Below are 26,566 nucleotides of genomic sequence, written 5' to 3'. Positions count from 1 at the left end.
GGACGGCCAATGGGCACTTACCTTCCATGATTATCCGCTTGGCATCATCGACACCAGACGTATGAAGCTCGTCCGCCGCAGCGCCGCGCCAACCAAACCGCTTGGCGCTGCGGCGGATGCATAGGGGGAGAACTGTTACCTATGTATCCGGTTCAATCTGTTACCCATCTATCGGCTGGACACCGGCAGGGCGATGAGGGGCGGCGCTAGCGTCGCGAAAACTGGACCCCGCCCCTTACTTGGGCAGCGCGTAAGCCATCACATAATCGCCAGGCTTGGTGCCGACCGAGCCGTGGCCGCCGGCAACGATGACCACGAACTGGCGCCCGTCCGCGACCGTATAGGTCATCGGCGTCGATTGCCCCCCGGCGGGCAGCCGCGCCCGCCAGAGCTGCCTGCCTGAAGTCAGGTCATAGGCGCGCAGATAGTCGTCGACGGCGGCGCCCAGGAAGGCGACACCGCCGGCCGTGATCATCGGCCCGCCGATGCCGGGCACCCCGACCTTCAGCGGCAACGGCAGTGGCGTCATGTCGTAGACGGTGCCGTTGCGATGCTTGTAGGCGATCTGTCCGGTCCTCAGATCAACCCCGGCGACATAGCCCCAGGGCGGCGCCTGGCAGGGGATGCCGAGCGGCGACAGGAAGGGTCCCATCACCACCGCATAGGGGGCGCCCTCATTGCGGTTCAGCCCCTGTTCGCTGCCGCGCCCCTCGTCCGGCGGCGGCACCTGGTCGCGGGGGATGAGTTGTGACTTGAATGCCAGGTAGGTCGGCATGCCGAACATCACCTGCCGCACCGGATCGACCGCTACCCCGCCCCAGTTGAAGGTGCCGAAATTGCCGGGATAGATCAGCGAGCCCTGGACGGAAGGCGGCGTGTAGCGGCCTTCATAGCGCAGGCCCTGGAATTCGATCCGGCACGCCAGCTGGTCGAACATGGTGATCCCCCACATGTCGGCGCCGGTCAGCGGCTTCGGCATGAAGGTAAGATCGGAAACCGGCTGCGTCGGCGATGTGTGATCGCCTTCGATGGCGCCGCCCGGCGCCGGCACTTCGTTCACCGCGATCACCGGCTCGCCTGTGCGCCGGTCGAGCACATAGAGGTCGCCCTGCTTGGTCGGCCCGACCAGCGCGGGCACGACGGAACCATCGGCCTTGGTGATGTCGACCAGGCTCGGCTGCGCCGGCACGTCCATGTCCCAGAGGTCATGGTGCACGGTCTGCCGCACCCATTTCAATTGCCCGGTATTGAGGTCGAGCGCGGTGATCGAGGAGGAGAATTTCTCGACATTGGCGCTGCGCCCGGCGCCGAGTTGGTCCGGCGTCTGGTTGCCGAGCGGCACATAGAGCAGGCCGAGCTTCTCGTCGGCGCTCGGCGTCGACCACATGTTGGGCGAGTTGGCGGTGTAGGTCTGGCCGGCCGCCAGCGGCGTTGTCTGGTCCGGATTGCCGGAATCCCAGTTCCATAGCAGCTTGCCGGTGCTCGCATCATAGGCGCGAATGACGCCGGACGGCTCCTGCGTCGAGTAATTGTCGTTGACCGCGCCGCCGACGATGATCTTGCCGCCCGCGATCAGCGGCGCCGAGGTCGAGTAGTAATAACCGGACTTCGGATACGGCATGTTGGTCAACAAATTGAGCATGCCGCCCTCGGCAAAGGCCGGGCAAACCTGCCCGTTGGCGGCGTCGAGCGCGATCAGCCGCGCATCCGAGGTCGGCAGGTAGACGCGCGTCGCGCAGGGCTGGCCGGCGGCGCCGGCGGCATCGGCATAATAGGAGACGCCACGGCAGGTCTGGTGTTGTCGGTCCTTGTCGAGCTTGATCTTGGGATCGTAGCGCCACTTCTCCTTGCCGGTCGCCGCATCGACCGCGATGGCGAAATTGTGCGGCGTGCAGATATAGAGCGTGTCCCCCACTTTGAGCGGTGTCACCTGGTAGGTGGTCTCGCCGACATCGTCCGGACCTTTCACGTCGCCGGTGCGGTAGGTCCAGGCCGGCTGCAGATTGGCGACATTATCCGGTGTGATCTGGTCGAGCGGCGAATAGCGCTGGCCGAACTGCGTGCGCCCGTAATAGTGCCATTCGCCCGCCGGCACATCGCCGCCGAGATTGGCGTTGGGTATCACCTTGTCGGTGTCGAGCGCGCCGCCTATGTCCTTCGGGTCCGTGGTCATCGAATAGCCGGCCACCGCCAGCGATGCCAGCACGGCCAGGATCAGTGGCGCGCGGCCGTCCGGACCGGCAAGGCCCCGCCGCGCCCACGGCGTCAGCAGCCACAGCGCCACCAGCACGATGATGCCGCCGCGCGGGCCGAGTTCCCACCAGTCGAAGCCGGTTTCCCAGACCGCCCAGGCAAGCGTGCCGAGCACGATCGCCGCGTAGAGCCAGAGCGAAGTGGAACGGCGCCGGTAGAGCAGCCAGGCGGCGACCAGGAAGGCGAGAGCGACGATGATGTAGTACCAACTGCCGCCCAGCGAAGCCAACCAGATACCGCCGGCGCCAAGCGCCAGGCCGATGAGGAAGAGGACGAGGGAGGTGATGGTGACAGCCAAGATGATACTCCTTCGACTGTTGCGCGCGTGGAGGCGGCCTTAGGCAACCCGGCATTGCGTGCTGCCCCGTACGCAACTTTCTCCCGACCGCCGCGCCTGTCAAGCGTAGGTCATGGGTCCGCGGCGGCAACCTTGTCCCCCTGCGGTTGTTCACAACGCGGCCGCCATATCGCTCGAGTGGCCTTATCAGGCACTTTAGCGGAACAAAACGTAGACAGTTCTGGTCTTTCCCTCCCGAATCACTACATTCGGGGGAGATGTCTGGCTTTTCCGAAGACATGCCCTTTTTCGACGAACCCAATGCGCGGCCCACGGCCCCGTCGGGCATTGCCGCGCGCGCCATGGCCGCCCGCGGCGGCCAGAACAATGCGCCGGACTATCTCAGGGGGCTGAACCCCGAGCAGCGGCTGGCGGTGGAGACCACCGAAGGCCCGGTTCTGGTGCTGGCCGGCGCCGGCACCGGCAAAACTCGCGTGCTCACCACCCGCATCGCCCACATCCTCGCCACCGGCAGGGCCTTCCCCTCGCAGATCCTGGCAGTGACCTTCACCAACAAGGCCGCGCGCGAGATGAAGCAGCGCATCGGCATCCTGATCGGCGAAGGCAATGTCGAGGGCATGCCATGGCTCGGCACCTTCCACTCGATCGGCGTGAAGCTGCTGCGCCGCCATGCCGAGCTTGCCGGCCTGAGATCCGACTTCACCATCCTCGACACCGACGACGTCGTGCGGCTGATCAAGCAGCTGATCCAGGCCGAGGGCCTGGACGACAAGCGCTGGCCCGCAAAACAGTTCGCCCAGATGATCGACGGCTGGAAGAACAAGGGCCAGGGTCCGGCCGACATCGCCGAGGGCGATGCGCGCAGCTTCGCCAACGGCAAGGGCCGCGAGCTCTACAAGGCCTACCAGGAACGCCTGCAAACGCTGAACGCCTGCGATTTCGGTGACCTGCTCTGCCATCCGATCCGCATCTTCCGTGCCAATCCCGATGTGCTGAAGGACTATCACCGGCGCTTCAAATACATCCTCGTCGACGAGTACCAGGACACCAACACCGCCCAATACATGTGGCTGCGGCTGCTGGCGCAAAGGCCGGATTCCGGGCGCTCTTCATCACCACCAACCGATCTGCGATCGGCCGAAGGCCGCAAGCCCGACCGGGCGTCCGAGCCGTTGCGAGGCCACTCACGCGACGCCGAAGGCGCGCAAAAAAGAGGGGGCGGAGGGCCCGCGCCGGCAGGCGCGGAACAGCCCGTGAGCGAAAACAGAGTCAACATCTGCTGCGTCGGCGACGACGACCAGTCGATCTATGGCTGGCGCGGCGCCGAGGTCGACAACATCCTGCGTTTCGACAAGGATTTTCCCGGCGCCACCATCATCCGGCTGGAGCGCAACTACCGTTCGACCGCGCACATACTGGGCGCCGCCTCCCATCTCATCGCCTATAATGAGGGCCGCTTCGGCAAGACGCTGTTCACCGACCGCAACGATCCCGAGGATGGCAAGGTCAACGTCCACGCCGCCTGGGATTCGGAGGAGGAAGCCCGCGCCATCGGCGAGACCATCGAGGCCTACCAGCGCCAGAAGCATAATTTGAACGACATGGCGATCCTCGTCCGCGCGTCCTTCCAGATGCGCGCCTTCGAGGACCGCTTCATCACGCTCGGCCTGAACTATCGCGTCATCGGCGGCCCGCGTTTCTACGAGCGCATGGAAATCCGCGACGCACTGGCCTTCTTCCGCGTCGTCGCCAACGGCACCGACGATCTCGCCTTCGAGCGCATCGTCAATGTGCCCAAGCGCGGCCTGGGCGAAGCGACCATCCGCCAGATCCACGACACGGCGCGCGGCATGCGCATCCCGATGCTTGAGGCGGCGGGCACGCTCGCCGAAAGCGACGAGTTGAAGCCGAAACCGCGCGCAGCGCTGCGCGAGGTCGCGGCCAATTTCGAACGCTGGCAGAAGGCGCTGGAAACCACGCCACACACCGAGCTCGCCGAGACCATTCTCGAAGAGAGCGGCTACACCGACATGTGGAAGAACGACCGTTCGGCGGAAGCCCCCGGTAGGCTGGAGAACCTGAAGGAACTGATCCGTTCGATGGAGGAGTATGAATCGCTGCGCTCCTTCCTCGAACATGTCGCGCTGGTCATGGATGCCGAGCAGAATGCCGGGCTCGATGCCGTTTCCATCATGACGCTGCACTCGGCCAAGGGCCTCGAATTCGAGACCGTTTTCCTGCCCGGCTGGGAGGAAGGCCTGTTTCCCCATCAGCGCGCGCTGGACGAAGGCGGCCGTTCGGGGCTCGAGGAAGAGCGACGCCTCGCCTATGTCGGTCTGACGCGGGCCAAGAAGAACCTGCATATCTGGTTCGTCTCCAACCGCCTCATCCACGGCTTGTGGCAATCGACCATCCCGTCACGCTTCTTGGAGGAGCTGCCGGAAGCCCATGTCGAAGTCGCCGAAGCCGGCAATTCCTACGGCGGCTACGGCAATCCCTATGGCGGCGGCTCGTTCGCGTCCGGCCGTGGCGGCAGCCAAGGGGCAGGAAGACAGAACCCGTATGGCGCCTCGCGCTTCGACAATATCGGCGGCAATTCGGGCGGCACGGAAAGATCCGGCGCCTTCTCCAACACCTATTCGACACCGGGCTGGCAGCGCGCGCAGGCCAACCGCACCGAGGCGACCGACCGCAACTGGGGCACGCGCTCGGGCCATCAGATCGAACGCATCGGCTATGGCGAGACAGACTCCGGCTACGGCGCCGGCCGCACCAGCGTAAAGGGCCGCACCATCGACGGCGAACTGGTCGCCAAATCCGTCTCCGACACGCCGTCGGCCTTCAGCGTCGGCGACCGCGTCTTCCACCAGAAATTCGGCAACGGCAACATCGCGGCCATCGAAGGCAACAAGCTGACCATCGACTTCGACAAGGCCGGCCAGAAACGCGTGTTGGACGGGTTTGTAGCGGCGGTGTGAGTTGGGGCCGTGGCTTTGACAAGAAGCCGGCGAAGGCGTTCAATCCACCTTCTTTTCGCCCCTCTCGCCGGCCTTCACGATATCCCCTGTCGTAAACAGGATTTCCTTCAGTTCCGCGCGCCAGTCCGCCTTCTGGCGCAGCAGGAATTCGAGGTCCATGCCGAAATGCTTGAACTCCTCGCTCTGCGCGTTCTTCATGATCGCCTTGGCTTGCGGGTCCTTCTCCACCGACATGCGCTGTTCGTACCAGCCGATCGCTTCCGCCTCCTCGATCAGCGAGGCGATCATGCGGGCGAAGGTGCGCACTTGCTGCGACAGTTCTTCCGGCGGTTCGTGATACTGGTCGAAACCCATGTCGTCCTCCATTGGCCATCCCCATGAATGTCTGGGGAATGCCGCCGGTTCCGCATCATCGCTGCAATTCCGCCAAGGCCCGCTCCAGCGGCGCTGACGAAATCTGGATCGGGCCGGAGAACGCCACATCCATGTCCAGGATCAGGTAGATCGCCCCGGCGATCAGCGCGGCCGAGACCATGAAGGTCGCGGCAGTGATCGCATTCCTCGGCGCCCTGAACCCGAAACTGGCGAAGATCAGCGCCAGCCACGTAACCAGCATGACGATCAGCGGCCAGGGGATCGTGCCCTCCGACTGCTCGATCAGCACCCAGCGCAGTTCCAGCACTTTCTGCAGCCGCTGACGGGCGTCCTGCAAGACGGAGGCGCGCGCGGCGTCGGCCGGCGGCAGCGCGCTCAACCGTGTGCCGATCTCCGTCAACAGATGTTCGGACAGCTCGTTGCCGGCGGCAGGCGTCTCGTCGCCCTGCATGGCATCGGCCACCACCCCCTGCACATAGGCGACCAGCGGCTGGCGCACCGTGTCGGTTTGCGGTCCGTATTGGCGCAGGGTCCTGTCGAGCAGGATCAGCTCCGTCGCATAGGCATGCACATTGTGATCGATCGATTCGAAGGTGTTCTTGGCCGAGTTGATCATCAGCCCAAGCATCAGCGAGGTCATCACCCCGAACAGGTTGGCTGCGAGCCGGACCACGGCATTCGTATCGTCGTCGCGATGCCTGACCGGCATCCTGGGCCAGACCGCCATGGCGGCGAAAGCTGCCCCCGCCAGGCACAGGAAGATCACCGTTGCGATCAAAGCTTCGCGCATGCCGTTCATTTCTGCACGAGACGCGCGGATTGCCAATGGCTGCTGGAATTGAGCCAGCCGCAGACGTCTTGGCGTGCGTTTTGCCGGCCTTCAGGAAACCGGCGCCGCTCCACCCTCTTCGGTGCGCCGGGCGATGAACGCGTCGAGCATACCTGACGTGGCGGCGGCCGAGGCGGGCGGCTCGAAATCGGCAAGGATGCGTTTCCAGATGCCGGTGGCGCGTTCGGTGGCGTTCTTCGAACCGCTTTGCGTCCAGTTGCCGAAATTCGACCAGTCGGCCACCAGCGGTTCGTAGAAGGCGGTGCGGTAGCGCGCCATCGTATGGCCGGCCGAGAAAAAGTGGCCGCCCGGCTGCACTTCGGCGATCGCCTCGAAGCCTATCGCGTCGTCGTCGCCGGGCGTCGCGGCACAGAGTTCCGCCACCGTCTGCAGCGCCTCGATATCGGTCACCAGCTTTTCCAGCGAAACGCTCAAGCCTCCTTCCAGCCAGCCGGCCGCATGGATGCAGACGGTGGCGCCCGACAGCACCGAGCCCCATAGCGCGAACTGCGTCTCGTGCGCCGCCTGCGCGTCCGAGATGTTGGCCGCGCTGCCGCCACCGGAGCGCCATGGCAGACCGGTGAAGCGTGCCAGCTGGCCCGCACCCAGTGTGGCTTTGACGTGCTCCGGCGTGCCGAACGCCGGTGCGCCCGATTTCATGTCGACATTGGAGGAGAAGGAACCGTAGACCACCGGCGCGCCCGGCCGCACGATCTGCGCCAGCGTCAGCCCAGCCAGTGCTTCGGCATGCTGCAGGGTCAGGGCGCCGGCCACCGTGATCGGCGCCATCGCCCCGGCCAGGCAGAACGGCGTGATGATCAGCACCTGCCCCGCCTTGGCGAAATCGATGATGCCTTGCGCCATGGGAATGTCGAGCTGGCGCGGCGAGTTTGTGTTGATGACGGTGTAGCAATGCGCGCCGGAGCGGAACTCGTCTTCGGACAGCCCGCGGGCCAGCCTGATCATCTCGAAACTGTCATCGACCTGCGGCGTGCCGCGCGCGAACACGAATGGGAACTTGTCCGACAAGGTCAGTTGCGCCCGGTTGACGGCATAGTGGCGAAAACGATTGTCGATGTCCTGCGGCTCGATGCACGGCCCCAGCATGTGCAAGACATCGAAATGCTGCACCAGCTTGATGAGTTCTTCGAAGGCGACCAGCGTTCCGGGCCGCCGGCCGCGGTCGAGATCGGTGACGTTGGGCGCGCCGGAGCCCGCCAGGAATGTCATGGAACCCAGTTCGAGCGACAAATCGCGAGCACGCGCGCCTGCATTGGCGTGGATCGATCGCGGCGCCGAGGCCAAGGCTGCCATCACCATGTCGCGGCCGATGCGCACCATGTCGGTGTCCAGATCGACCAGCGCGCCGGCGCGGGCGAGCACTTCGCGCGCCTGCGGCAGCAGCACCTTGATGCCGAGCTCTTCCAGCACCCGCAGCGCCGTGTCGTGGATCGACGCCACCTGGTCGTCGGAAAAGATCGGCTGCGGCAGGAACGGGTTCTTCAGCGACCGGTAATTGGGCTTGCGGCTGGATTCGCTGCCCGCCTCGCCGGTGCGTCCGCGCCGGCGTTCGCGCCTGCTGTCTCGTGCCGCCTCATCGATCATCGGAAGTTCCTCCTCATTGCCGCATCGCCTTGCCCTGGGGATCATAGGGCGAGGCAGAGATGACGCGCGCAGGCCGTTCGACGCCGACAATGTGTACCGAAAGCGCCGTCCCCTCCCCGGCGAAATCGTCGTCCACCAACGCCAGCGCGACGCTCTTGCCGATCGTGTAGCCGAATCCGCCCGAGGTGACGAAGCCGACGCGCCGGCCGCCATGCCAGACCGGCTCGAAGCCGCTGGCATCGGCATCGACGGCGTCGATCTCCAGCGTCACGATCCGCTGCGCGGCGCCGGCGTCTCGTTCCTTCAGCGCCGCGTCGCGGCCGACGAAATCGCCCTTGTCGAAGGCGATGAAACGATCGAGCCCGGTCTGGCCGGGCGTGTAGCCCTGCGTGAATTCGCGCGACCAGATGCCGAAGCTCTTCTCCAGCCTGAGCGCATTGAGCGCGTAATAGCCGATCTCGGCCAGGCCGAGGTCCTCGCCGGCGGCAAGCAGCGTTTCGCGCAATGTGGCGTGCATGGTCATGGGGCAGCTGATCTCGAAGCCGAGTTCGCCGGCGATGGAGAGACGGGCAACCCGCGTGTGCACCATGCCGACATCGAACGCGCCGCAGGCCATGAACGGCAGCGCCTTGCCCGACACGTCCTGATGCGTCGTTCGTTCCAGGATCTTGCGCGCATTCGGTCCGGTCAGCAGGAAGCCGCTCATGGCATCCGAAATGTCGGTGACCGTGACGCCCTCTCGCGCCTGTCTCTCGAACCAGCGCAGGTGGAACTCCCGGAGATAATAGGAGCCCGTCAGCCAATAGTCGCCGCCGCCCCAGTTGATGACGGTCAGATCGCCCTTCAACCGCCCGTCCGGCCCGAGCATGGGCGCCAGCCGCGCCTGGCCGGCTTTCGGCAGCCGGCAGGCGAGCAGCCGGTCGAGCCACGCCTCGGCGCCCGGCCCTGAAATCGCGTAGCGCGAATAGGCCGAGATATCGATGAGGCCGGCGGCACGGCGCACCTGCAGCGCTTCGTCGCCGACGATGTCGAAGGCGTTGGAGCGCTTGAGCGTCGTGTTCTCGCAAAAACCCATCGGCGCGAAATAGGCCGGGATTTCCAGCCCCCAGGAGGCCGTCCATTCGCAGCCGGCAGCAGCCATGCCGTCATAGGCGCCCGGGCGCTTCAAAGGCCGGCCCGCCGGCAATCGCTCATTGGGAAAGGTCATGACGAAGCGGCGTGAATAGAACTGGCGTGTCGTCTGCCTGAGATATTCGCGGTTGGCGGCGAAGGCGCCGTAGCGGGCGATGTCCATGCCGAAGATGTCGGCCTGCGGCTCGCCGTAAATCATCCACTCGGCCAGCGACTTGCCGACGCCGCCGCCCTGGCTGAAGCCGGCCATGACGCCGCAGGCGACCCAGTAATTTTTCAAGCCGCGCACCGGACCGACGATCGGATTGCCGTCGGGGGTGAAGGTGAAGGCGCCGTTGACCCATTTGCGGATGCCGGCCGTCGCCAGGCAGGGAAAGCGTTCATGCGTCTTGGCGAGTTCCGGGCTGATGCGGTCGATGTCTTCCGGGATCAGCTCGATGCCATAGTCCCACGGCGCGCCGTCCATGTTCCAGTGCTTCGGGTTCTGCTCGTAAACACCGAGCAGCACGCCCTTGCGCTCCTGGCGCAGGTAGGAGAAGCCGTCGAGATCGACGGCGAGGCCGATTTCGCTGTCCAGCGCCGCGATCTCGGGAATGTCCTCGGTGACGAAATAATGGTGCTCCATCGGTGTCACCGGCAGGTCGACGCCAGCCATGCGGCCGAGCTGCTTGGCCCATAACCCGCCGGCGTTGACGACATGCTCGGCAACGATGGTGCCCTGCTCGGTGACGACATCCCACTGGCCGTCGGCGCGCGCCTTCAGCTCGACCACGCGGTTGCGCAGGATGACATCGGCGCCACGCTTCTTGGCGGCGCCGGCATAGGCGTGCGTCGTGCCGTATGGATCGAGATGGCCTTCGTTGGAGTCATGAAGGCCGCCGAGCACGCCGGTGACGTCGACGATCGGGCAGATCGCCTTGATCTCGTCGGGCGTAACCAGCCGGGCCGTCTCGATGCCGACCGACTGGAACACCGCCCAGGCCGATTTCAGCCACTCCCAGCGCGCCGGATCACTGGCGATGTTGACGCCGCCGGTCATGTGCAGCCCGATATCCCAGCCGGATTCGGCCTCGATCTCGCGGTAGAGGTTGATGGTGTAGTCCTGCAGCGCAGCGACATTGGGATCGGCGTTGAGCGCATGGAAACCGGCCGCCGCGTGCCAGGTCGAGCCGGCGGTCAGTTCGGCGCGCTCGATCAGCGCCACATCGCTCCAGCCGAACCGCGTCAGGTGGTAGAGCACCGAGGCGCCCACCACGCCACCCCCAATGACAACTGCGCGGTAGTGCGACTTCAAGACTTCCTCCCGGTCTGTCAGAGCCAGCACTCTATATGCACTGTACATAAGTGTCTAGTACGTTGAATGCGGCAGATGGGCCATCAGCAATCTCATGCCGTCCAGCGTTTCATCGGCACTTGGAGACCGCTGCTGGTCGGCATGGCGCGCTGTCACGCAAGCATCATGTTGACGCCTTAGATCGCTTTCGGGGAGGCGCGCGCGGCATCATCGATGCGGCACCTCTTTCCGTTTGTCCTTCGGCCGCTCCGGCATGCTTCGTCACAAAGAGGATTGTCCATGAAACATCTGTCCCGAACCGCCTCGCTCGGCGTCGCCCTGGCCTTTTTCACCGCTCTCACCCCGGCGCTTGCCGACGGCGTGGCCTACATCAACAAGGGCCTGGTCGGCGTCGGTCGCATCCCGGCCGACCAGCGCGGCAAGTTCGGCGAGACCTTCGGCTCGGGCTCCGGCATGGCGATCGACACATCCGGCTGGACACATGATGCGGGCACCTACAAGGGATCGCTCTGGCTCCTGCCCGACCGTGGCTACAATGTCGCCGGCACCACCGACTACCGGCCGCGCCTCAACACCATCGGCATCGAGTTCACGCCTCTCGCGCCGGGCGCTGCTCCCGCCGCCGGCCAGGAGCAGACGGGCGTCAAGGCGACGCTTGCCGAAACCATGCTTCTCACCGACGACAAGGGCGCCGATGCCACCGGCCTCGATCCGCTGTCGGATGTGCGCCCGGCCGCCGGCGACATGCCGATGCTGCCCGTCGCCACCAACGGCAAGCTCGCCCTCGACACTGAGGCTATCGTGCGGCTGCCCGACGGTTCGATGTTCATCTCCGACGAGTACGGCCCCAACATCTACAGGTTCTCCGCGCAAGGCCGCCTGATGTCGGCGACCCAGCCGCCGGCGGCCCTCGTGCCGATGCGCAAGGGCGCGCCGAACTTCTCCTCCGACAATCCCGGCCCTGGCGCCGCCGATCCTGATCCGAAGGATCCCGAAACCGGGCGCCAGAACAACCAGGGCCTCGAAGGCATGGCGATGACGCCGGACGGCAAGTTCCTGATCGCCGTGCTGCAGTCGGCTCCGAGGCAGGATGGCGGCGATTCGCCCTCGACACGGCAGAATACCCGGGCGCTGGTCTATGATGCCTCCGACCTCGCCCATCTGAAGCTCGCGCATGAATATGTCGTGCCGCTGCCGGTGTTCAAGGATGCCAAGGGCAAGACCAAGGTCGCCGCGCAAAGCGAGATCGTGGCGCTTTCGGACACGTCCTTCCTGATGCTGGCGCGCGACAGCGGCAACGGCCAGGGCCTGAAGAAGGGTGACGCGTCACTCTACCGCCAGATCAACATCGTCGACCTGTCCGGCGCGACCGACATCGCCGGCGGGCCTTTCGATGCCGCCGACAAGCCGGTCGCGCCCAAGGGCGTGCTCGACCCGTCGGTGACGCCGGCCAAGCTAACACCGTTCATCGACATCAACGACGCCGCTGAGCTTGGCCGCTTCGGCCTGCACAATGGTGGGGCGAAGGACCACAATGAGCTCTCGGAAAAGTGGGAAGCGATGTCGGTCGCCAGCGTCCTCGATCCGAAGCTGCCCGACGACTATTTCCTGTTCGTCGGCAACGACAATGACTTCCTCGCCCAGGACGGCTTCCAGGTCGGCGCCCCCTACAAGGCCGATGACGGCGCCGATGTCGACACCATGTTCCTGGTCTATCGGGTGACGCTGCCGGGTCTCGGCAAGAAGTAACGATCACCGCACAAGCGGGCGCGCCTGGCGCGTCCGCCTGAGCAGGTCGTGAAGGCAGTTACTTCAAGAACGCGGCGTCCTTCGGCACGCCCGCATCGATCGGCTTGGCCGTCCTGCTCGACACGGCCATGATCTTGCCGGCGGCCGACAGGTTGGGCCGCACGAAGACCTGGGCGGGCTCCGTTGACCCGGCTGTCGAGGTCGATGATGTCCCATCATGGCGCGAGCGCCTTGGACCGTCCGCCTACATCGACCTGTCAGGTTGAATCTGCGATCATCGCGCACCGGACTAGAGATAGGCCTTAGTTATGGACGAAAAAATGCCCGCGCGTCGGCGCACCGGCGACCTGACCAGCGGCCCGATCCCGCGCACGCTGCTGCTGTTCGCCCTGCCGGTGCTCGGCTCCAATGTGCTGCAATCGCTGAACGGCTCGGTCAATGCCGTCTGGGTGGGCCGATTCCTCGGCGAATCGGCGCTGACCGCGACCTCCAACGCCAACCTCGTTCTGTTCCTGATCCTCGGCACGGTGTTCGGCATCGGCATGGCGGCCACCATCCTGGTGGCGCAGTCGGTCGGCGCTCGCGACCTGCCCGAGGCGCGCCGCATCGTCGGCACCAGCGCCACTTTCTTTTTCCTCGTTTCGGTGGTGTTCGCGGTCTTCGGCTGGATCTGGGTCGATGCCATCCTGGGCGCGCTTGGCACGCCGGCCGACGCCTTGCCGCTGGCGCGCTCCTACCTGCGCATCATCTTCGTCGCCGTGCCGATGATGAACCTTCTGTCCTTCGTCATGACCGTGCTGCGCGGTGCCGGAGATTCCCGCACGCCCTTCATCTTCATGGCGCTGGCGGTGGTGCTCGACATCGTGCTCAATCCCCTGCTCATCCGCGGCATCGGCCCGTTTCCCGAACTCGGCATCGCGGGTTCCGCCACCTCGACGCTGATCGGCCAGACCGTGAGCGTCATCGCCATCCTCGTCGTGCTCTATGCGCGCAAGCATCCGTTGCGGCTGGCCGGCGCCAATCTCGCTCTGCTGCGCCCGGATCCGGCATTGCTGCGCATCGTCGTCTTCAAGGGCGTGCCGATGGGCTTGCAGATGATCGTCATCTCGGCGGCGGCGCTGACGGTGATGGGCATCGTCAACTCCTATGGTTCGCAGGTCGCCGCCGCCTACGGCATCGCCGCGCAGCTCTGGACCTACATCCAGATGCCGGCACTCGCCATCGGCGCCGCGGTCTCTTCCATGGCGGCGCAGAATGTCGGCGCGGGCCGCTGGGACCGGATCGGCCGCGTTGCCGCCTCCGGTGTCGGCTTCAACCTCGTCCTGACCGGCGCCCTCGTCGCGCTGCTATGGGTCTTCGACCGCTCGATCCTGGGCCTGTTCCTGAGCAGTGACAGCGCCGCCATCGATATCGCCGCCCACATCAACACCGTCGCGTCCTGGTCGTTCATCCTGTTCGGCATCACCATCGTGCTGTTCGCCACGGTGCGCGCCACGGGGGCCGTGATGCCGCCGCTGATCATCCTGGTGATCTCGGTGCTCATCGTGCGCACCGGATTCGCCTATTACATGCGCGGCGTGATCGGCGAGGAAGCACTGTGGTGGAGTTTCCCGGCCGGTTCGATCGCCTCGCTGGTCCTGGCCGCGGCCTACTACCGCTTCGGCGGCTGGCGCAGCTTGCACATGATCGAGAACAGGCCGGCTGCCGGCGAACCGCCCGACACCGGCCTTGGCATGCCGCGCCAGCGCGCGAACATGACGCCTGAAACGCCGCACGGGTGAAGCACGGCTGCCGGCCAGTTGACGGCTGTCTCAGCGTTTTTGTCTGAGCCCGAAGGCAAGCGCCACCAGCGCGAAGACGATGATCATGACCGCGAAGGCCAGGCTCGCCGCGACAGGGCTGGCATAGGTCGACACGACGCCGATGCCGATGACAGGCAGGGCGTTGCCGACAAAGCAGCAGACGAAGAAGCTGGACACCACTTCGGCACGGCGATCCTGCGGCGCGATCTCGTTCACCACCTGCAGGCCACCTCGGTAGCCAAGTGCGGCCACGACACCGCAGCAGGCCGTCGCCACGATCATCAGTGCCATCGAGGCCAGCATCTGCGCCGCCACCACCAGCAGCACGCTTGGGATCATCAAGGCCAGGGCGGCCAGCATGGCCTTGCTGCTCTGCACACGCATCAGCGCCACGATGCTGGCCGCCGCGACGATCGCCAGTTCAAAGAACAGAGCGCCGGCAACGGCATGGTTTGCCTCGTGCAGCTGCTGCGCCAGGATGCTCGGCGCCAACGCGGCATAGAAGCCGACCAACGCCATCGCGCCGAAACCGGTCACCGCCGGCGCGACGAAGCGCGTGCGTATCTTCTCAGGCACGGAGAGGTGCGGCCGCATCGAAATCCGCCCCAGGCCACCCGGCTTCGCCACGGTCTCACGAGTGCGCCAGACCAGGACCGCCACCACCGCGAGTGCCATGAGATAGACGATGAAGACCAGGCGCAGCGGCCAGGGCTCGTATTGAGCCAACAGTCCCGATATCAGCGACCCGAAACCGAGACCGAGGAAGTTGGTGCTGGTGGTGATGATGCTGGCACGTGATTTGTCGGCGGCCGGCAGAAGCTCGGCAATCCAGGCGGTCCCGGTCCCCGCGCCGATGCCGATACCAAGCCCGCTCAGGATGCGTGCCACGTCGAGCGACACGACATTTCCGGCGAACAGGAAGATAAGCGCGCTGACAATGGCCACGATCATCGCCGCCAGCGCTGCTGGCCGGCGTCCGACCACGTCCGACACGCCACCGAACACCAGCAAGGCGCCGAGATTGCCGACGACATAGACCGCGTAGATCAGCGTCAGAGTGATCTGCGAAAAGCCGAATTGCTGCTTGTAGATGATATAGAGCGGCGTCAGCACCGTGCTGCCGGCAAACAGCACCGCGATCATCGCCGCGACAGCCCGGATCGCGAGGACGTCGCCGCTGGCCTCGTTCTGGGTCTGCGCCAAATCGCGAAAGGCCATGGCCAACCTCGTCACCAGTTTCAGGGATCGCGACGTTAACGCGCCCTTACGACAGGCGTTCCGGTGAACGGCCACGCTCCTGACACCACGGTGGGCCTTGCCCCACCAGGCCCATTGCCAAAAACGCTGATCGGGGCCAGCGGCCCCGATCGGTCACGGCATCCCTTCGTGCCGTATTGGATGCAAGCGGTCTATTTGCAGGAAACCGGGCCTACTTGCAGGGAAAGCCGGGCGCAATCTTGCATTTGCCGGGACGCGGCTTGTGCGGCGGGCGGTGGTGCGGAGGACGGTGATGAGGCCGATGGTGCCAGTGCGGCGGCCGATGCGGCGGGCGCACGATGATGACCGGCGGATGCACGACATGGGTCCGCGAGAGATAGCCGGAACTGGCCCAGCCGCTGACACCGCCGCCATGGATCCTGCACCAGCCAGGCTGGCAGCCGGTCACGTCGACCCTGAAGCCGGCCGGCAGCGTCCCGACCTTGGCGTATCCCGCGCCAGGCCCGGTGCGCACGTTGAGGCTGGTCGTGGTATGGGCGCCGTAGGCGAAGGCGGCGGCGGACGTCCCCAAGACGGCGGCCAGAATGGTCGCTATCGCAAGCAGAAATCGAAGTTTCATCAGTCCCTCCATTCGGTCGCCGGCCGTTCGACTGCTTCGGCCGGGACTGCATCGCAAGGGGAGAGGCAGCGCCAAGAAAAGTCAACAAGTGGCCAACGCCAACCACCACGATCACCGGTCCGGGCGTATGGTTTCCCCTGATATAGTTGAGGATTTTTTCGTGCGCCGTTTATCGGCGCGCCAACATCCGCTAACGATTTACTATCTTTCGGCAATTCGTCGCGGACCGAGGCAGTGATCATGGGCAAAGGCAGGGTCGAGGCATTCACCGACGGTGTGGTGGCGATCATCATCACCATCATGGTGCTGGACCTGAAGGTACCGGAGGGCGAGGATTTTTCGGCCCTGCTGCCGCAGTGGCCGATCTTCCTGTGCTACGTGCTCTCCTTCATCAATGTCGGCATCTACTGGAACAATCTGCACAACATGTTCCACACCGTGCAGCGTGTCGACGGCCACGTGCTGTGGGCGAACCTGCATCTGCTGTTCTGGTTATCCCTAATGCCGGTGACGACCGCCTTCATGGGCGAGAACCATTTCGCCACGGTGCCGGTCGCGGTCTACGGTTTCGACCTTGTAATGTGTGCGACCGCCTACAGCATGCTGGTGATTGCACTGCATCGGCTGCATGGGCCGGATACCGGATTCGCCAAGGCCATCGGTCGCGACCGCAAGGGAAGGATTTCGCTTGCCGTCTACGTAGCGGCCGTTGGGCTGACCTTCCTCGACCGGTGGATCGGCGTGGCGCTCTATGTTGCCGTCGCCCTGGTTTGGCTGGTGCCGGACACCCGCTTTGCACGGGTATTGGAAAAATAGCTTCTTTGTCCGGCGCAATTCCTGAGGGAAAACCACCTCACACTTTCCTGGACTTGCTTAACCGCGCATCGCTTTCAGCTTCTCCGCCACGGAAGCGGCAAGGTCGGCGTAGCGCTCTTCCAGCCGCTCCGCCGCCTTGATGATCGAGAAATCATGGCCGAACTTCTCCAGCGCCATGCGCAGTTTCTCGACGAACTCGGCTTGCTTTTCCAGTGCGGAGAACAAGGTTTTCACCTGAGCTTCGCTGATATCAGGGTTGGCCAACATCTGTGGCACCTCGCGTCCCATCTGGTCGCCGGTGGCGGTCTGCTCCTTCAGAATTGCAACCCAATCCGTCAATCGGAAATCTCCCTTTTGGCGTCACAGCATGCGCAGCCACGACCGGACTGGTCAACCCGACGAGCCCCCACAAAGGCTTGCACAAGCCCGTTCCGGCGCTAAGTTCGGCGCCATTCGAAAAAAGGAAACCACCGCCGATGATCCCCGACGCCGAGATCCAGACTGCCCTGCCAGCGCTTGGCCGAGGCAATACCGCCGTCATCACCGGCGCCGCCAGCGGCATTGGCCTCGCGGCGGCCAAACGGCTGGCGTTGATGGGCATGAAGATCGTGCTCGCCGACATCGCTGGTCCGCGCCTCGACGATGCCTCGCGGGCCGTTGCCGCCATCGCCGGCGACGACGCCGTGCTTGCGGTTGCATCGGACGTTTCGAAGGCCGATGAGGTCGATCGCCTCGCCGACCGGGCATTCGGCGCCTTTGGCGAGGTCTCGCTGCTGATGAACAATGCCGGCGTCGGCGACAATCCTGGAAAGCCCTGGGAAAACCGCGATGGCTGGAAGCGGCTGCTCGACATCAATTTCTGGGGCGTCGTGCATGGCGTCGAAGCCTTCGCGCCGCGCATGCTGGCGGCGGCCAAGCCGGGCCTGATCGTCAACACCGGCTCCAAGCAAGGCATCACCACGCCGCCCGGCAACCTCGCCTACAATGTTTCCAAGGCTGGCGTGAAGACCTTTACCGAAGGCCTGGCGCACGCGCTAAGGAACGAGCCCGGCGGCCGCCTGTCGGCGCATCTGCTCATCCCCGGCTTCACCTATACCGGCCTCACCGAAGGCGCGACGGAAAAGCCCGCTGGCGCCTGGACGGGTGAACAGGTCGTCGATTTCATGCTGGAATCGCTGGTCAGGCGCGACTTCTACATCCTGTGCCCGGACAATGAGGCGGCGCGGCCGCTGGACGAAAAGCGCATGGCCTGGGCAATCGGCGACATTATCGAAAACCGTCCTGCCCTGTCGCGCTGGCATCCCGACCACAAGGACGCATTCGCGGCGTTCATGAAAGGCTGAGCTTCAAGCCGCGCTCTTTTTCGCGCCTCGCTTCTGGGCAACCGCCTTCTTTGCCGCCGTGGTTGCGATCTTCTCGTCGTGCCGCTTAGCGGCTCGCTCGCATTTGGCGCGGATCTCCTCGACCTCGGATTCGGTCAGGTGTTCGATGCCGATAAAGTTGTTGTGGCCCTCGCTGACCCGGATCAATTCGTCGAGCTTGGCCTGGATCGCCGCGCCGTCACGGTTCTGGGTGTTCTGGATGAGGAACACCATCAGGAATGTAATGATGGTCGTGCCGGTGTTGATCACCAGTTGCCAGGTGTCCGAGAAACCAAAGACCGGCCCGCTAACCGCCCAGACGATGACGACCAGGCAGCAGCCGGCAAAGGTCAGCGGCAGGCCGGTTATATGGGCGACCCAGTTGGCGGCCTTGGTGAAAAGCTTTTCCATGTATCGAGCGCCCTCAATGTTTGCGGCATTGAGAAACAAGCGGCGGACCTTTGGGTTCCCATCGAGAACCGAATGTAACCGGCGCAATTGAATGCACGCTCAGCGCGCATTCGGCGCAAAACACACCTTATCGGTTCAATGTCATGGTAACCGTGCAGGCAAAGAGCCTGTTCCTCCGCTTCACAGCGGTTTACCTCCAGCCCCTTCCGCCGCGCCACCCCCGCATGGCGGAAGGGGCTTCATTCCGGAAAGCGCGAAGAATAGTTCCCCGAAGAGCCAACTCGCACCCAGACAGCCGGCCGCTTCACTTACCCGCAAGGCATTGGCCTGTTGATACTCTGCACGGTCGCGACGGCCAGGCCCTGCCGTTCTCTGCCGGAACTCAAACGGCGTCGTTTTCCCAGCGGTCGAGGAAGGCCTCGATCGGCATCGCCTGCATGTCGGGAACCGCCCTGGCGAGTTTTTCGACCGGCCAGTCCCACCAGGCGAGAGCATCGATGCGCGCCGCTATTTCGGGGGCAAAGCGCGGCTTGATCGGCTTCGCCGGCACGCCGGCGACGATGGTGTAGGACGGCACGTCCCGCGTCACCACCGCATTGGCGCCGATGACCGCGCCATTGCCGATGGCGATGCCAGGCAAGATGACCGCGCCGTGGCCGATCCAGACATCATGGCCGATGGTCACGGCCTTCGAGCGCCGCCGCTCGCGGAATGCCGCATCGACGCCCAGCCAGCGAAAATATTCGTTCGGCCGATAGCTGACCTTGTGCTGGGTCAACCGCTCGATCGGATGTTCCAGCGCATTAATGCGGCTGTTGGCGGCGATCGAGCAGAATTTGCCGATCGTCGTATAGATCGCCTCGGCATGGCGTTCGAAATAGGAGAAGTCGCCGACGATGACCTCGCGCAGCACGACGCGTTCGCCGATCGCGGCGTAGCGGCCGAGCTTGCAGCCCTTCATCTCCGCGGTCGGGTGGATGCGCGGCTCAGGGTCTTTCGCGACGAGATCTTCGGAACGGTCCATGCCGGCGGCTTTACGCCGTGATGATTGGTCCCGCAAGCCGGGGCCGATCATCGGTCAGAACAGGACCAGGAAGACGTTCGCCCGCCTATTTCGGTTTGCCCTTGCTCCACACCACGTTCTGGCCGTAGAGCGGCACGGTCGTGACCGACATTTTGGCCGAGCCGTTCTGCACCTGGCGTGAATGCGACAGATAGATCAGCGTTTCGTTGGCCTTGTCGTAGATGCGGTTTACCACCTGCTTCTTCCAGATCAGGCTGATACCTTGCTTGAACACCTCCTCGCCGCCTTCGCTCGTATCAATATCGCCGATCGTGATCGGACCTGTCTGACGGCAGGAGATCGAGGAATCGCTGGGATCCTCGAACCAATTGCCCTTGTGCAGGCGGTCGATGACGCTGCGATCGAAATAGGAAACGTGGCAGGTGACACCCTCCACTTTCGGATCCTTGATCGCCTCGACGATGATGTCGTTGCCGATCCAGTCAACGCCGACCTTGCCGACTTCCTCGGCAACGGCGCTGCCGGCGCCAAGCACGACGCATGCGGCCAAGGCGCGGCCGATCAGTTTTCGCCCGGCCAGTTCGAGCCCAATCAGTTCGAGCAAAGAAGCCTCCTCGGTTCGAGTTGCCGGTCTCAGGTGGTGCAGACTGTGCGGCTTTGCAAGCAGATGGGTCAACACCACAACGGTTGCGGCAACGCGGCACTTTGCCTGCGCGGGGCCGAACCGCTAAGACTGTGGCCGAACAAGGCGCGCATGGTTTGGCCGGCGCCCCATGACGTTACAGACGGACATTTCTGATGATGCGTTCTATCCTGGTCGGCATTCTCGTTCTGATGGCCGCCGGCATCGGCTGGCTGACCTTCGACTGGTATCGCGGCCACTATGGCGGCGAACCGTTCGGCGCGCCCTTCACCCTGGTCGACCAGAAAGGCGCCCCGATCACCGAGGCTGCTTTCCGCGGACAGCCCAGCGTCGTCTTCTTCGGCTTTACCCATTGCCCCGAAGTCTGCCCGACGACGCTGTTCGAGCTCTCCGGCTGGCTGAAGACGCTCGGCGACGACGGCACGAGCCTGCACGCCTATTTCGTCTCGGTCGACCCGGAGCGCGACACGCCGCAGGTGATGAACGCCTATGTCAGCAATTTCTCCGACCGCATCACCGGCATCACCGGCGACCCGGACAAGGTCCACGCCATGGCCAAGTCGTTCGGCATCTACTGGAAAAAGGTCGACACCGGCGATGGCGATTACACGATGGACCACACCGCCTCTGTGCTGCTGCTCAACGCCAAGGGCGACTTCGCCGGCACGATCGCCTATGGCGAGAGTGCCGACACTGCCGTTGCCAAGCTGAAGCGCCTCGCCGCGAAGGGCTAGAGCTTGATCCCGAAAAGTGGAACCGGTTTTCGGACAAGATCAGGCCTGGAGGAACATAAATTCACATGACCCAGACGCGGCTCCATTTCACCACCGGAAAGATCGAGGCAGACCGCATCTTCGCGGCGCTCGAAACGGCCTTCGAGGATGAAGGCCTGCCGATCGCCGTGCTGGAGGTCGACGAAGACGCCGACATCCACGAGGTCTCGCTCTACGCCGATGGCGACGTCGACGCGGTCGAGGCGCGGCTGAAGGACATTCTCGCCGGCCTCGCTCTGTCGAGATCGATCGAGCGCGAGGCGCTGCCCGACATCGACTGGGTGGCACGGTCGCTGGAAGGCCTGAAGCCGGTGCGCGCCGGCCGTTTCTTCGTCCACGGCGCGCATGACAGCAGGAAGCGCCACAGTGGCGAACTCGCCATCGAGATCGAGGCGGGCCTTGCCTTCGGCACCGGCCATCACGGCACCACCGCCGGATGCCTCGAAATGCTGGAGAAGGTCGTGCGGCGCGAGCACCCGCGCAACGCGCTCGACCTTGGCACCGGCAGCGCGGTGCTGGCGATCGCCGTCGCCAAGCTGGCGCATATTCCGGTGCTGGCCACCGACATCGATCCGGTGGCGGTCAGGGTCGCCGCCGCCAATGCGCGGCTGAACCACGTCAAGGGCCTGATCGAGACAGTGACCGCGCCGGGCTTTCACCACCCGATCTTTGCCAGGCGCGCGCCCTTCGATCTCATCGTCGCCAACATATTGGCGCGGCCGCTGATGCGGCTGGCGCCGCAAATGGCCGGCCATATCGCGCTTGGCGGCTCGATCGTGCTGTCGGGCATCCTCGACCGTCAGCGTGACGCGGTGATCTCGGCCTATGTCGGCCAGAACTTCCGCCATATCAGTACCTTGCACCGCGAGGGCTGGGTGACGATCCACCTCAAGCATTGAGGCCGGCAAGCCGGTTGCCGATCCTCGTAGGTTAATTCCTAGAACTTGATGCGTGTTGGCAAGGCGGCATCACCGAGAGAATGCCGGCGCCGTCCCCTTTCACGCCATGGCTGGACCAGTCTCATTTGGTTGTCACCCGGCAGTCGCTGTAGCAGTTTGCGCCAGCTGGAAATCGATTCCGCTTTTCCAGGCCCATAGGTTACGGTCGCGCGGATACCAAGGAGGCCCACCATGTTCCAGACCTTCGATTCCGCGGGCGACCCGGCGGTCGGCAAGCCGCGCGTGGCGCTGCTGCGCCAATGGCTCAGCGACAATGGCCTCGATGGCTTCATCGTTCCGCGCGCCGACGAGCACCAGGGCGAATACGTGGCCGATCGATCCGCACGGCTGAAATGGCTGACCGGCTTCAGCGGCTCGGCCGGTGTCGCCATCGTGCTGCGCGACCGTGCCTTTGTCTTTGTCGACGGGCGCTACACGCTGCAGGTGCGGGGCGAAGTCGACCTCGGCATCTTCTCGATCGAAAGCCTCGTCGACAACCCGCCTGCCGTCTGGCTCAGGGATCACCTGGGCAAAGGGGCGCGGCTGGGCTTCGATCCCTGGCTGCACACGATCGGCGAGGTCAAGGCGCTGCAGGCCTCCGCCGACAAGATCGGCGCGGTGCTCGTGCCGCTCGACAGGAACCCGATCGACATCATCTGGAAGGATCAGCCCGGCGCACCCGTGACCCCGGTCGAGCTGCACCCGATCGGCTTTGCCGGCGAGCTCGCCAAGGACAAGCTGGCGCGGCTGGCGACGGCGATCGGCAAGGAAGGCGCTACCCATGCGGTGCTGACCGACCCCTCCTCCATCGCCTGGGCCTTCAACATCCGTGGCGGCGACGTGCCGCACACGCCGCTGGCGCTCGGCTTCGCCATCCTCGCCGCCGACGGGGCGCACCAGCTGTTCATAGACAGCCGCAAGTTCTCGCGCCAGGTCGCCGCCTACCTCACCCAGCTTGCCGATCCGCATGAGCCCGGCGAATTCGAGGCCGCGATCGCAGCACTTGCCAAGAGCGGCGCGAAAATCGCGCTCGATCCGGTGCTGGCGGCCGACCGGCTGCGCATGCTGGTCGAGGACAATGGCGGCACGGTGATTGCCGCGCCCGACCCCGCCCGCATCCCTCGCGCCACCAAAAACCAGGCCGAGATCAACGGCTCGCGCGCCGCGCATCGCCGCGACGGCGCGGCGGTGGCCAAGCTGTTGTGCTGGCTCGACCGGCAGAAGCCCGGCTCGCTCGACGAGATCGCGGTCGTCACCAGGCTCGAAGAGACGCGCCGGCAAACCGGCGAGGAAACCCAGATGCCGCTGCGCGATGTCTCCTTCGACACTATTTCCGGCGCCGGCCCGAACGGCGCCATCATGCATTACCGCGTCTCGCGCGCCACCAGCCGCAAGCTTGAGGCCGGAGAGCTGTTCCTGCTCGATTCCGGCGCGCAATACCAGGACGGCACCACGGACATCACCCGCACCGTGCCGATCGGCCAGCCGACCGAAGAGATGCGCGAACGCTTCACGCTGGTGCTGAAAGGCATGATCGGCATTTCCACGCTGCGCTTCCCCGCCGGCACGCGCGGCTCCGAGATCGACGCCGTCGCCCGCATGGCGTTGTGGAAGCATGGCTGCGACTTCGCCCATGGCACCGGCCATGGCGTCGGCTCCTATCTTGCCGTGCATGAGGGTCCGCAGCGCATCGCCCGCACCGGCACCGAAAAGCTGCTCGAAGGCATGATGCTGTCCAACGAGCCCGGCTATTACAAGGAAGGCGCCTACGGCATCCGCATCGAGAACCTCATCCTGGTGACGCCGGCCGAACAGATCGAGGGCGGCGACATCGCCATGCACGCTTGCGAGACGCTGACGCTGGCGCCGATCGACGTCAGGCTGGTGCGATCGGACTTGCTGACCCGTGACGAACTGCACTGGCTCGACGCCTACCACGCCCGCGTCGCGGCCGAGATCGGGCCGATGCTCGACGGCGAAACACTGGCCTGGCTGGAAAAGGCGACGGCACCACTGCCGCACGACGCGAAGATTTGAGCATCTTTCTCCCCGTTGCGCTAGGCGATGCACACATCTTTTGTGACTGCGGTGACGGATCTGTGCGAGGCTTGATTGCCAGGTGGTTCCCCCAATCCGTCGCTGCTTCGCAGCGCCACCTTTCCCCCCTCCGGAGGGAAAGGAAGGGAGCTTTGCTGGACGAGCGTTGACGGCATAAAACCTGGCGCCTTTCCTCTACCCCGTCGATCGGGGGAGAGGTGGCTCGGCGAAGCCGAGACGGAGTGGGGGTCGACCGACGCAACCTAGTCTGAGACCAATGCATGGGCCAAGCCGCCATGCACGCTGCGAAGGACGGCAGGTCAAATGGGGCAAACGATCACGCTGGCGAGATCATCCCACGAACTGCCGCGCCAGAATCAACACCGCAGCACCCGTCAAAAACATCGCCATCAACCCGCCACGCAACGAAACCGCCGCCGTGACAACCAACGCTGCCCACTCCGCCGGTCCGGCATTCAGCAGTTCCGGCGCCACCAGCGTCGTCAGCACTGCCGCCGGCACCGCGTTGAGGCCGGCTTCTACGCGCGGATGGATGTGGTCGAAGCGGGAGATGACCAGATGCCCGCCGATGCGCGTGAGATAGGTGGCGATCGCGCCGGCGATGATGATCCAGAATGTCGTGCTCATGGCCTTGTCTCCACGCCGCTATGGTGCGGCGGCAGGATGACAGCCAGCAGCACGCCGGCGATGGCGCCGATGGAGACGTGCCAGGGCGAACCCACCGTCTTGTAGGCAATGATGGACGCGCAGGCACTGGCGACGACCACCGGCAGCCACAGCGGCCGCTTGCGGAAGCCCATCACAAGGCCGAGGAAATAGATCGGCAGCAGGAAATCGATGCCCAGCGCATGCGTATCTGGAATGAGCTTGCCGAACAGCGCACCGAGCGCGCTTTCGACGATCCAGAACAGATAGACCGGCAGGCCAAGCCCCAGATACCAGGCGAAGCCCACAGTCTGGCCGGATTGCGCGCGTGCCTCGGCGACCGCGAATTGCGGATCGGTGAGGATGAAATAGCCGAGTGCTTGGCTGATGACAGGCCAGTGCGCGATGCGCCGGCCGATGCCGGCGGAATAGAGCACGTGACGGAAATTCACGGCGAAGATCGAGAGCACGACCAACCATGGCGCGACATGCTGGCCGAACAACTGGATGCCGACCATCTGGCTGGCGCCGCCATAGACCAGCGCGCTCATCAGGAAGGCTTCAAGGACCGAAAACCCATTGTCGACGGCGAGCGCACCGAACAGCACCGCGAACGGCGCCGACGCCACCACAACCGGCATGGAGAGCCTAACCCCTTGCCAGAAATCGCTTTTCGCGCCGCTCTCTGAAATCACGTCCGTCGCCATCGGCCACTCCATGAGGAGTGGCGGTATGTAGGGGGCATGCCCAGCCTTGTCACACGAATTCGCTTGAGCCAAACGATCAGCGGAAATCATCGGCAAGCCTTTCACGCCGGAATTTGGCCCGCGCTCCGTCATATCGACGCGAGATCACAATGGCTCTGCAGTTCCGCGTAAAGGCACGCTATTGTCCGGTGATTGCAGATTGGCGAAAAAAGGGGTTGCGGATGATCGTTTATAATTTCACCGGCAGGCATGCGGTCGTCACCGGGGCTGGCGGCGGCATGGGCGAGGCGATTACCCTGGCGCTGCTCGATGCCGGCGCTTCCGTCACCGCCATCGACATCAAGCCACGCCCGGCATCGCTCGCCGCCTATGACGACAGGCTCATTTTCGCGCAGGGCGATCTCACCGATGCCGCCTTTGTCGAACAGACCATCAATGCTGCGGGCCGTGAGCGCGGCGGCATCGACTATCTTGCCAATGTCGCAGGGGTGCTCTGGTTCGGCCGCGACAAGTCGGCCCTGGAGATGGACCTCGACGTCTGGGATCAGGTCTTCAACATCAACCTGAAATCCTTCGTGCACACGGCGCGGGCGGTCGTGCCACATATGCGCGCGGGCGGCCGCGGCGGCGCCATGGTGCATTTCTCGACCATCCAGTGGTATCGCGGCGATCCGACCCCGCAGGATGCCTACCAGGCCTCGAAGGCCGGCGTCTGCGCGCTCTCCAAGTCGCTCGCCATGCAACTGGCCGGCGATCGCATCCGGTCGAACGCCATCTGCCCGGGCATGGCGCTGACGCCATTGCAGGCGCGCTGGGACACCGAGGAGAAGCGCGCCGCCGTCGCCAGCTACACGCCGCTCGGCCGCATCGGCACGCCGCAAGACATGGCCAACGCAGCACTTTTCCTGCTCTCCGACGCGGCAAGTTACGTCACTGGAATTGAACTGGCCGTCGACGGCGGTCTTTTGATGCGGATGTAGCGCCGCAATCAAAGCGCTGGGCTACAGTATGTCGCGGCGAATAGGATTCGCCGACCTCC

22 protein-coding genes are annotated in these 26,566 nt (G+C 64.7%); 9 read left to right on the top strand and 13 right to left on the bottom strand.

Annotated elements, in window-relative coordinates; translation table 11 throughout:
• Nucleotides 1–235: 235 nt before the first annotated feature.
• Nucleotides 236–2,551, bottom strand: a complete 2,316-nt coding sequence (locus tag EN808_RS33000; RefSeq protein ID WP_135918060.1) for a glucose/quinate/shikimate family membrane-bound PQQ-dependent dehydrogenase — start codon at nucleotides 2,549–2,551, stop codon at nucleotides 236–238.
• A gap of 257 nt (nucleotides 2,552–2,808) precedes the next feature.
• On the opposite strand from EN808_RS33000, the gene EN808_RS32995 reads away from it, so the two are divergent.
• A complete protein-coding gene (locus EN808_RS32995; RefSeq protein WP_135918059.1) occupies nucleotides 2,809–5,529 on the top strand; it encodes a UvrD-helicase domain-containing protein in 2,721 nt (906 codons plus the stop codon).
• Nucleotides 5,530–5,568: 39 nt separating this feature from the next.
• Here EN808_RS32995 and EN808_RS32990 read toward each other — a convergent pair whose 3' ends face one another.
• The 4 genes from EN808_RS32990 to EN808_RS32975 form a co-directional block, all read right to left on the bottom strand.
• Complete coding sequence (locus EN808_RS32990) at nucleotides 5,569–5,883, bottom strand: hypothetical protein (RefSeq protein ID WP_135882095.1); 315 nt, start codon at nucleotides 5,881–5,883, stop codon at nucleotides 5,569–5,571.
• Between the two features lie 55 nt (nucleotides 5,884–5,938).
• Entirely contained in the window at nucleotides 5,939–6,694 is a 756-nt protein-coding gene (locus EN808_RS32985) for a DUF4239 domain-containing protein (RefSeq protein ID WP_135918058.1), read from the bottom strand.
• A gap of 90 nt (nucleotides 6,695–6,784) precedes the next feature.
• Nucleotides 6,785–8,338: a trimethylamine methyltransferase family protein gene (locus EN808_RS32980; protein WP_135918057.1), complete on the bottom strand. Its 1,554-nt coding sequence runs from the start codon at nucleotides 8,336–8,338 to the stop codon at nucleotides 6,785–6,787.
• Between the two features lie 13 nt (nucleotides 8,339–8,351).
• Nucleotides 8,352–10,763 carry an FAD-dependent oxidoreductase gene (locus tag EN808_RS32975; protein ID WP_135918056.1) on the bottom strand — a complete coding sequence of 804 codons (2,412 nt, stop codon included), beginning with the start codon at nucleotides 10,761–10,763 and terminating at the stop codon, nucleotides 8,352–8,354.
• A gap of 279 nt (nucleotides 10,764–11,042) precedes the next feature.
• On the opposite strand from EN808_RS32975, the gene EN808_RS32970 reads away from it, so the two are divergent.
• Nucleotides 11,043–12,512: an esterase-like activity of phytase family protein gene (locus EN808_RS32970; protein WP_127871671.1), complete on the top strand. Its 1,470-nt coding sequence runs from the start codon at nucleotides 11,043–11,045 to the stop codon at nucleotides 12,510–12,512.
• A gap of 320 nt (nucleotides 12,513–12,832) precedes the next feature.
• Nucleotides 12,833–14,293 (top strand): MATE family efflux transporter, encoded by a 1,461-nt coding sequence (locus EN808_RS32960; RefSeq protein ID WP_245512114.1) that lies wholly within the window; start codon nucleotides 12,833–12,835, stop codon nucleotides 14,291–14,293.
• Between the two features lie 30 nt (nucleotides 14,294–14,323).
• On the opposite strand, the gene EN808_RS32955 is transcribed toward EN808_RS32960, so the two are convergent.
• Both EN808_RS32955 and EN808_RS32950 read right to left on the bottom strand, forming a co-directional pair.
• Nucleotides 14,324–15,532 carry an MFS transporter gene (locus EN808_RS32955; RefSeq protein WP_135918055.1) on the bottom strand — a complete coding sequence of 403 codons (1,209 nt, stop codon included), beginning with the start codon at nucleotides 15,530–15,532 and terminating at the stop codon, nucleotides 14,324–14,326.
• A 211-nt stretch (nucleotides 15,533–15,743) separates the two neighbouring features.
• Nucleotides 15,744–16,151, bottom strand: coding sequence for an SH3 domain-containing protein (locus EN808_RS32950; RefSeq protein ID WP_127871674.1), 408 nt, complete (start codon nucleotides 16,149–16,151; stop codon nucleotides 15,744–15,746).
• Between the two features lie 240 nt (nucleotides 16,152–16,391).
• Between EN808_RS32950 and EN808_RS32945 the strand changes: the two genes are divergently transcribed.
• Entirely contained in the window at nucleotides 16,392–16,967 is a 576-nt protein-coding gene (locus tag EN808_RS32945; RefSeq protein WP_127280053.1) for a TMEM175 family protein, read from the top strand.
• A 57-nt stretch (nucleotides 16,968–17,024) separates the two neighbouring features.
• Here the strand turns inward: EN808_RS32945 and EN808_RS32940 are convergent, their stop codons facing one another.
• On the bottom strand, nucleotides 17,025–17,306 hold the full coding sequence (locus EN808_RS32940) for a hypothetical protein (protein ID WP_023792142.1): 282 nt from the start codon (nucleotides 17,304–17,306) through the stop codon (nucleotides 17,025–17,027).
• Between the two features lie 137 nt (nucleotides 17,307–17,443).
• Here EN808_RS32940 and EN808_RS32935 point away from each other — a divergent pair, with 137 nt between their 5' ends.
• Complete coding sequence (locus EN808_RS32935) at nucleotides 17,444–18,310, top strand: SDR family NAD(P)-dependent oxidoreductase (RefSeq protein ID WP_127871677.1); 867 nt, start codon at nucleotides 17,444–17,446, stop codon at nucleotides 18,308–18,310.
• 3 nt (nucleotides 18,311–18,313) lie between these two features.
• Here the strand turns inward: EN808_RS32935 and EN808_RS32930 are convergent, their stop codons facing one another.
• The 3 genes from EN808_RS32930 to EN808_RS32920 all read right to left on the bottom strand — a co-directional run bounded on the left by EN808_RS32930 (nucleotide 18,314) and on the right by EN808_RS32920 (nucleotide 20,367).
• Complete coding sequence (locus EN808_RS32930) at nucleotides 18,314–18,739, bottom strand: low affinity iron permease family protein (RefSeq protein ID WP_127871678.1); 426 nt, start codon at nucleotides 18,737–18,739, stop codon at nucleotides 18,314–18,316.
• Between the two features lie 382 nt (nucleotides 18,740–19,121).
• Complete coding sequence (locus tag EN808_RS32925; protein WP_127280862.1) at nucleotides 19,122–19,763, bottom strand: DapH/DapD/GlmU-related protein; 642 nt, start codon at nucleotides 19,761–19,763, stop codon at nucleotides 19,122–19,124.
• An 85-nt stretch (nucleotides 19,764–19,848) separates the two neighbouring features.
• Complete coding sequence (locus tag EN808_RS32920) at nucleotides 19,849–20,367, bottom strand: CreA family protein (protein ID WP_127280861.1); 519 nt, start codon at nucleotides 20,365–20,367, stop codon at nucleotides 19,849–19,851.
• Nucleotides 20,368–20,561: 194 nt separating this feature from the next.
• On the opposite strand from EN808_RS32920, the gene EN808_RS32915 reads away from it, so the two are divergent.
• The 3 genes from EN808_RS32915 (at nucleotide 20,562) to EN808_RS32905 (ending at nucleotide 24,154) form a co-directional block, all read left to right on the top strand.
• Nucleotides 20,562–21,140, top strand: coding sequence for an SCO family protein (locus tag EN808_RS32915; protein ID WP_135866380.1), 579 nt, complete (start codon nucleotides 20,562–20,564; stop codon nucleotides 21,138–21,140).
• A gap of 65 nt (nucleotides 21,141–21,205) precedes the next feature.
• Nucleotides 21,206–22,078 carry a 50S ribosomal protein L11 methyltransferase gene (locus EN808_RS32910; RefSeq protein ID WP_127281158.1) on the top strand — a complete coding sequence of 291 codons (873 nt, stop codon included), beginning with the start codon at nucleotides 21,206–21,208 and terminating at the stop codon, nucleotides 22,076–22,078.
• A 231-nt stretch (nucleotides 22,079–22,309) separates the two neighbouring features.
• Nucleotides 22,310–24,154 (top strand): aminopeptidase P family protein, encoded by a 1,845-nt coding sequence (locus EN808_RS32905; RefSeq protein WP_135918054.1) that lies wholly within the window; start codon nucleotides 22,310–22,312, stop codon nucleotides 24,152–24,154.
• A gap of 351 nt (nucleotides 24,155–24,505) precedes the next feature.
• On the opposite strand, the gene EN808_RS32900 is transcribed toward EN808_RS32905, so the two are convergent.
• Nucleotides 24,506–24,802: an AzlD family protein gene (locus EN808_RS32900; RefSeq protein ID WP_127279896.1), complete on the bottom strand. Its 297-nt coding sequence runs from the start codon at nucleotides 24,800–24,802 to the stop codon at nucleotides 24,506–24,508.
• On the bottom strand, nucleotides 24,799–25,527 hold the full coding sequence (locus EN808_RS32895) for an AzlC family ABC transporter permease (protein ID WP_127279895.1): 729 nt from the start codon (nucleotides 25,525–25,527) through the stop codon (nucleotides 24,799–24,801). The genes EN808_RS32900 and EN808_RS32895 overlap by 4 nt, the downstream gene beginning before the upstream one ends.
• A 221-nt stretch (nucleotides 25,528–25,748) precedes the next feature.
• On the opposite strand from EN808_RS32895, the gene EN808_RS32890 reads away from it, so the two are divergent.
• Nucleotides 25,749–26,507, top strand: a complete 759-nt coding sequence (locus EN808_RS32890) for an SDR family oxidoreductase (RefSeq protein WP_127279894.1) — start codon at nucleotides 25,749–25,751, stop codon at nucleotides 26,505–26,507.
• The last annotated feature ends 59 nt before the right edge of the window (nucleotides 26,508–26,566 follow it).

Origin of the sequence: Mesorhizobium sp. M8A.F.Ca.ET.165.01.1.1 (genome assembly GCF_004792065.1) — a bacterium.
Taxonomy (GTDB): domain Bacteria; phylum Pseudomonadota; class Alphaproteobacteria; order Rhizobiales; family Rhizobiaceae; genus Mesorhizobium.
Note: the sequence above shows the minus strand (reverse complement) of the source record. Positions and strands in the feature narration are given on the sequence as shown.

Bases quoted from the DNA above. Each gene is read 5' to 3' on its own strand.
- EN808_RS32955 (WP_135918055.1), bottom strand. From the start codon at position 15,532: ATGGCCTTTCGCGATTTGGCGCAGACCCAGAACGAGGCCAGCGGCGAC.
- EN808_RS32925 (WP_127280862.1), bottom strand. From the start codon at position 19,763: ATGGACCGTTCCGAAGATCTCGTCGCGAAAGACCCTGAGCCGCGCATC.
- EN808_RS32935 (WP_127871677.1), top strand. From the start codon at position 17,444: ATGATCCCCGACGCCGAGATCCAGACTGCCCTGCCAGCGCTTGGCCGA.
- EN808_RS32910 (WP_127281158.1), top strand. From the start codon at position 21,206: ATGACCCAGACGCGGCTCCATTTCACCACCGGAAAGATCGAGGCAGAC.
- EN808_RS32905 (WP_135918054.1), top strand. From the start codon at position 22,310: ATGTTCCAGACCTTCGATTCCGCGGGCGACCCGGCGGTCGGCAAGCCG.
- EN808_RS32895 (WP_127279895.1), bottom strand. From the start codon at position 25,527: ATGGCGACGGACGTGATTTCAGAGAGCGGCGCGAAAAGCGATTTCTGG.
- EN808_RS32985 (WP_135918058.1), bottom strand. From the start codon at position 6,694: ATGCGCGAAGCTTTGATCGCAACGGTGATCTTCCTGTGCCTGGCGGGG.
- EN808_RS32945 (WP_127280053.1), top strand. From the start codon at position 16,392: ATGGGCAAAGGCAGGGTCGAGGCATTCACCGACGGTGTGGTGGCGATC.
- EN808_RS32950 (WP_127871674.1), bottom strand. From the start codon at position 16,151: ATGAAACTTCGATTTCTGCTTGCGATAGCGACCATTCTGGCCGCCGTC.
- EN808_RS32980 (WP_135918057.1), bottom strand. From the start codon at position 8,338: ATGATCGATGAGGCGGCACGAGACAGCAGGCGCGAACGCCGGCGCGGA.
- EN808_RS32960 (WP_245512114.1), top strand. From the start codon at position 12,833: ATGCCCGCGCGTCGGCGCACCGGCGACCTGACCAGCGGCCCGATCCCG.
- EN808_RS32915 (WP_135866380.1), top strand. From the start codon at position 20,562: ATGATGCGTTCTATCCTGGTCGGCATTCTCGTTCTGATGGCCGCCGGC.
- EN808_RS32890 (WP_127279894.1), top strand. From the start codon at position 25,749: ATGATCGTTTATAATTTCACCGGCAGGCATGCGGTCGTCACCGGGGCT.
- EN808_RS32990 (WP_135882095.1), bottom strand. From the start codon at position 5,883: ATGGGTTTCGACCAGTATCACGAACCGCCGGAAGAACTGTCGCAGCAA.
- EN808_RS32995 (WP_135918059.1), top strand. From the start codon at position 2,809: ATGTCTGGCTTTTCCGAAGACATGCCCTTTTTCGACGAACCCAATGCG.
- EN808_RS32900 (WP_127279896.1), bottom strand. From the start codon at position 24,802: ATGAGCACGACATTCTGGATCATCATCGCCGGCGCGATCGCCACCTAT.
- EN808_RS32930 (WP_127871678.1), bottom strand. From the start codon at position 18,739: ATGGAAAAGCTTTTCACCAAGGCCGCCAACTGGGTCGCCCATATAACC.
- EN808_RS32970 (WP_127871671.1), top strand. From the start codon at position 11,043: ATGAAACATCTGTCCCGAACCGCCTCGCTCGGCGTCGCCCTGGCCTTT.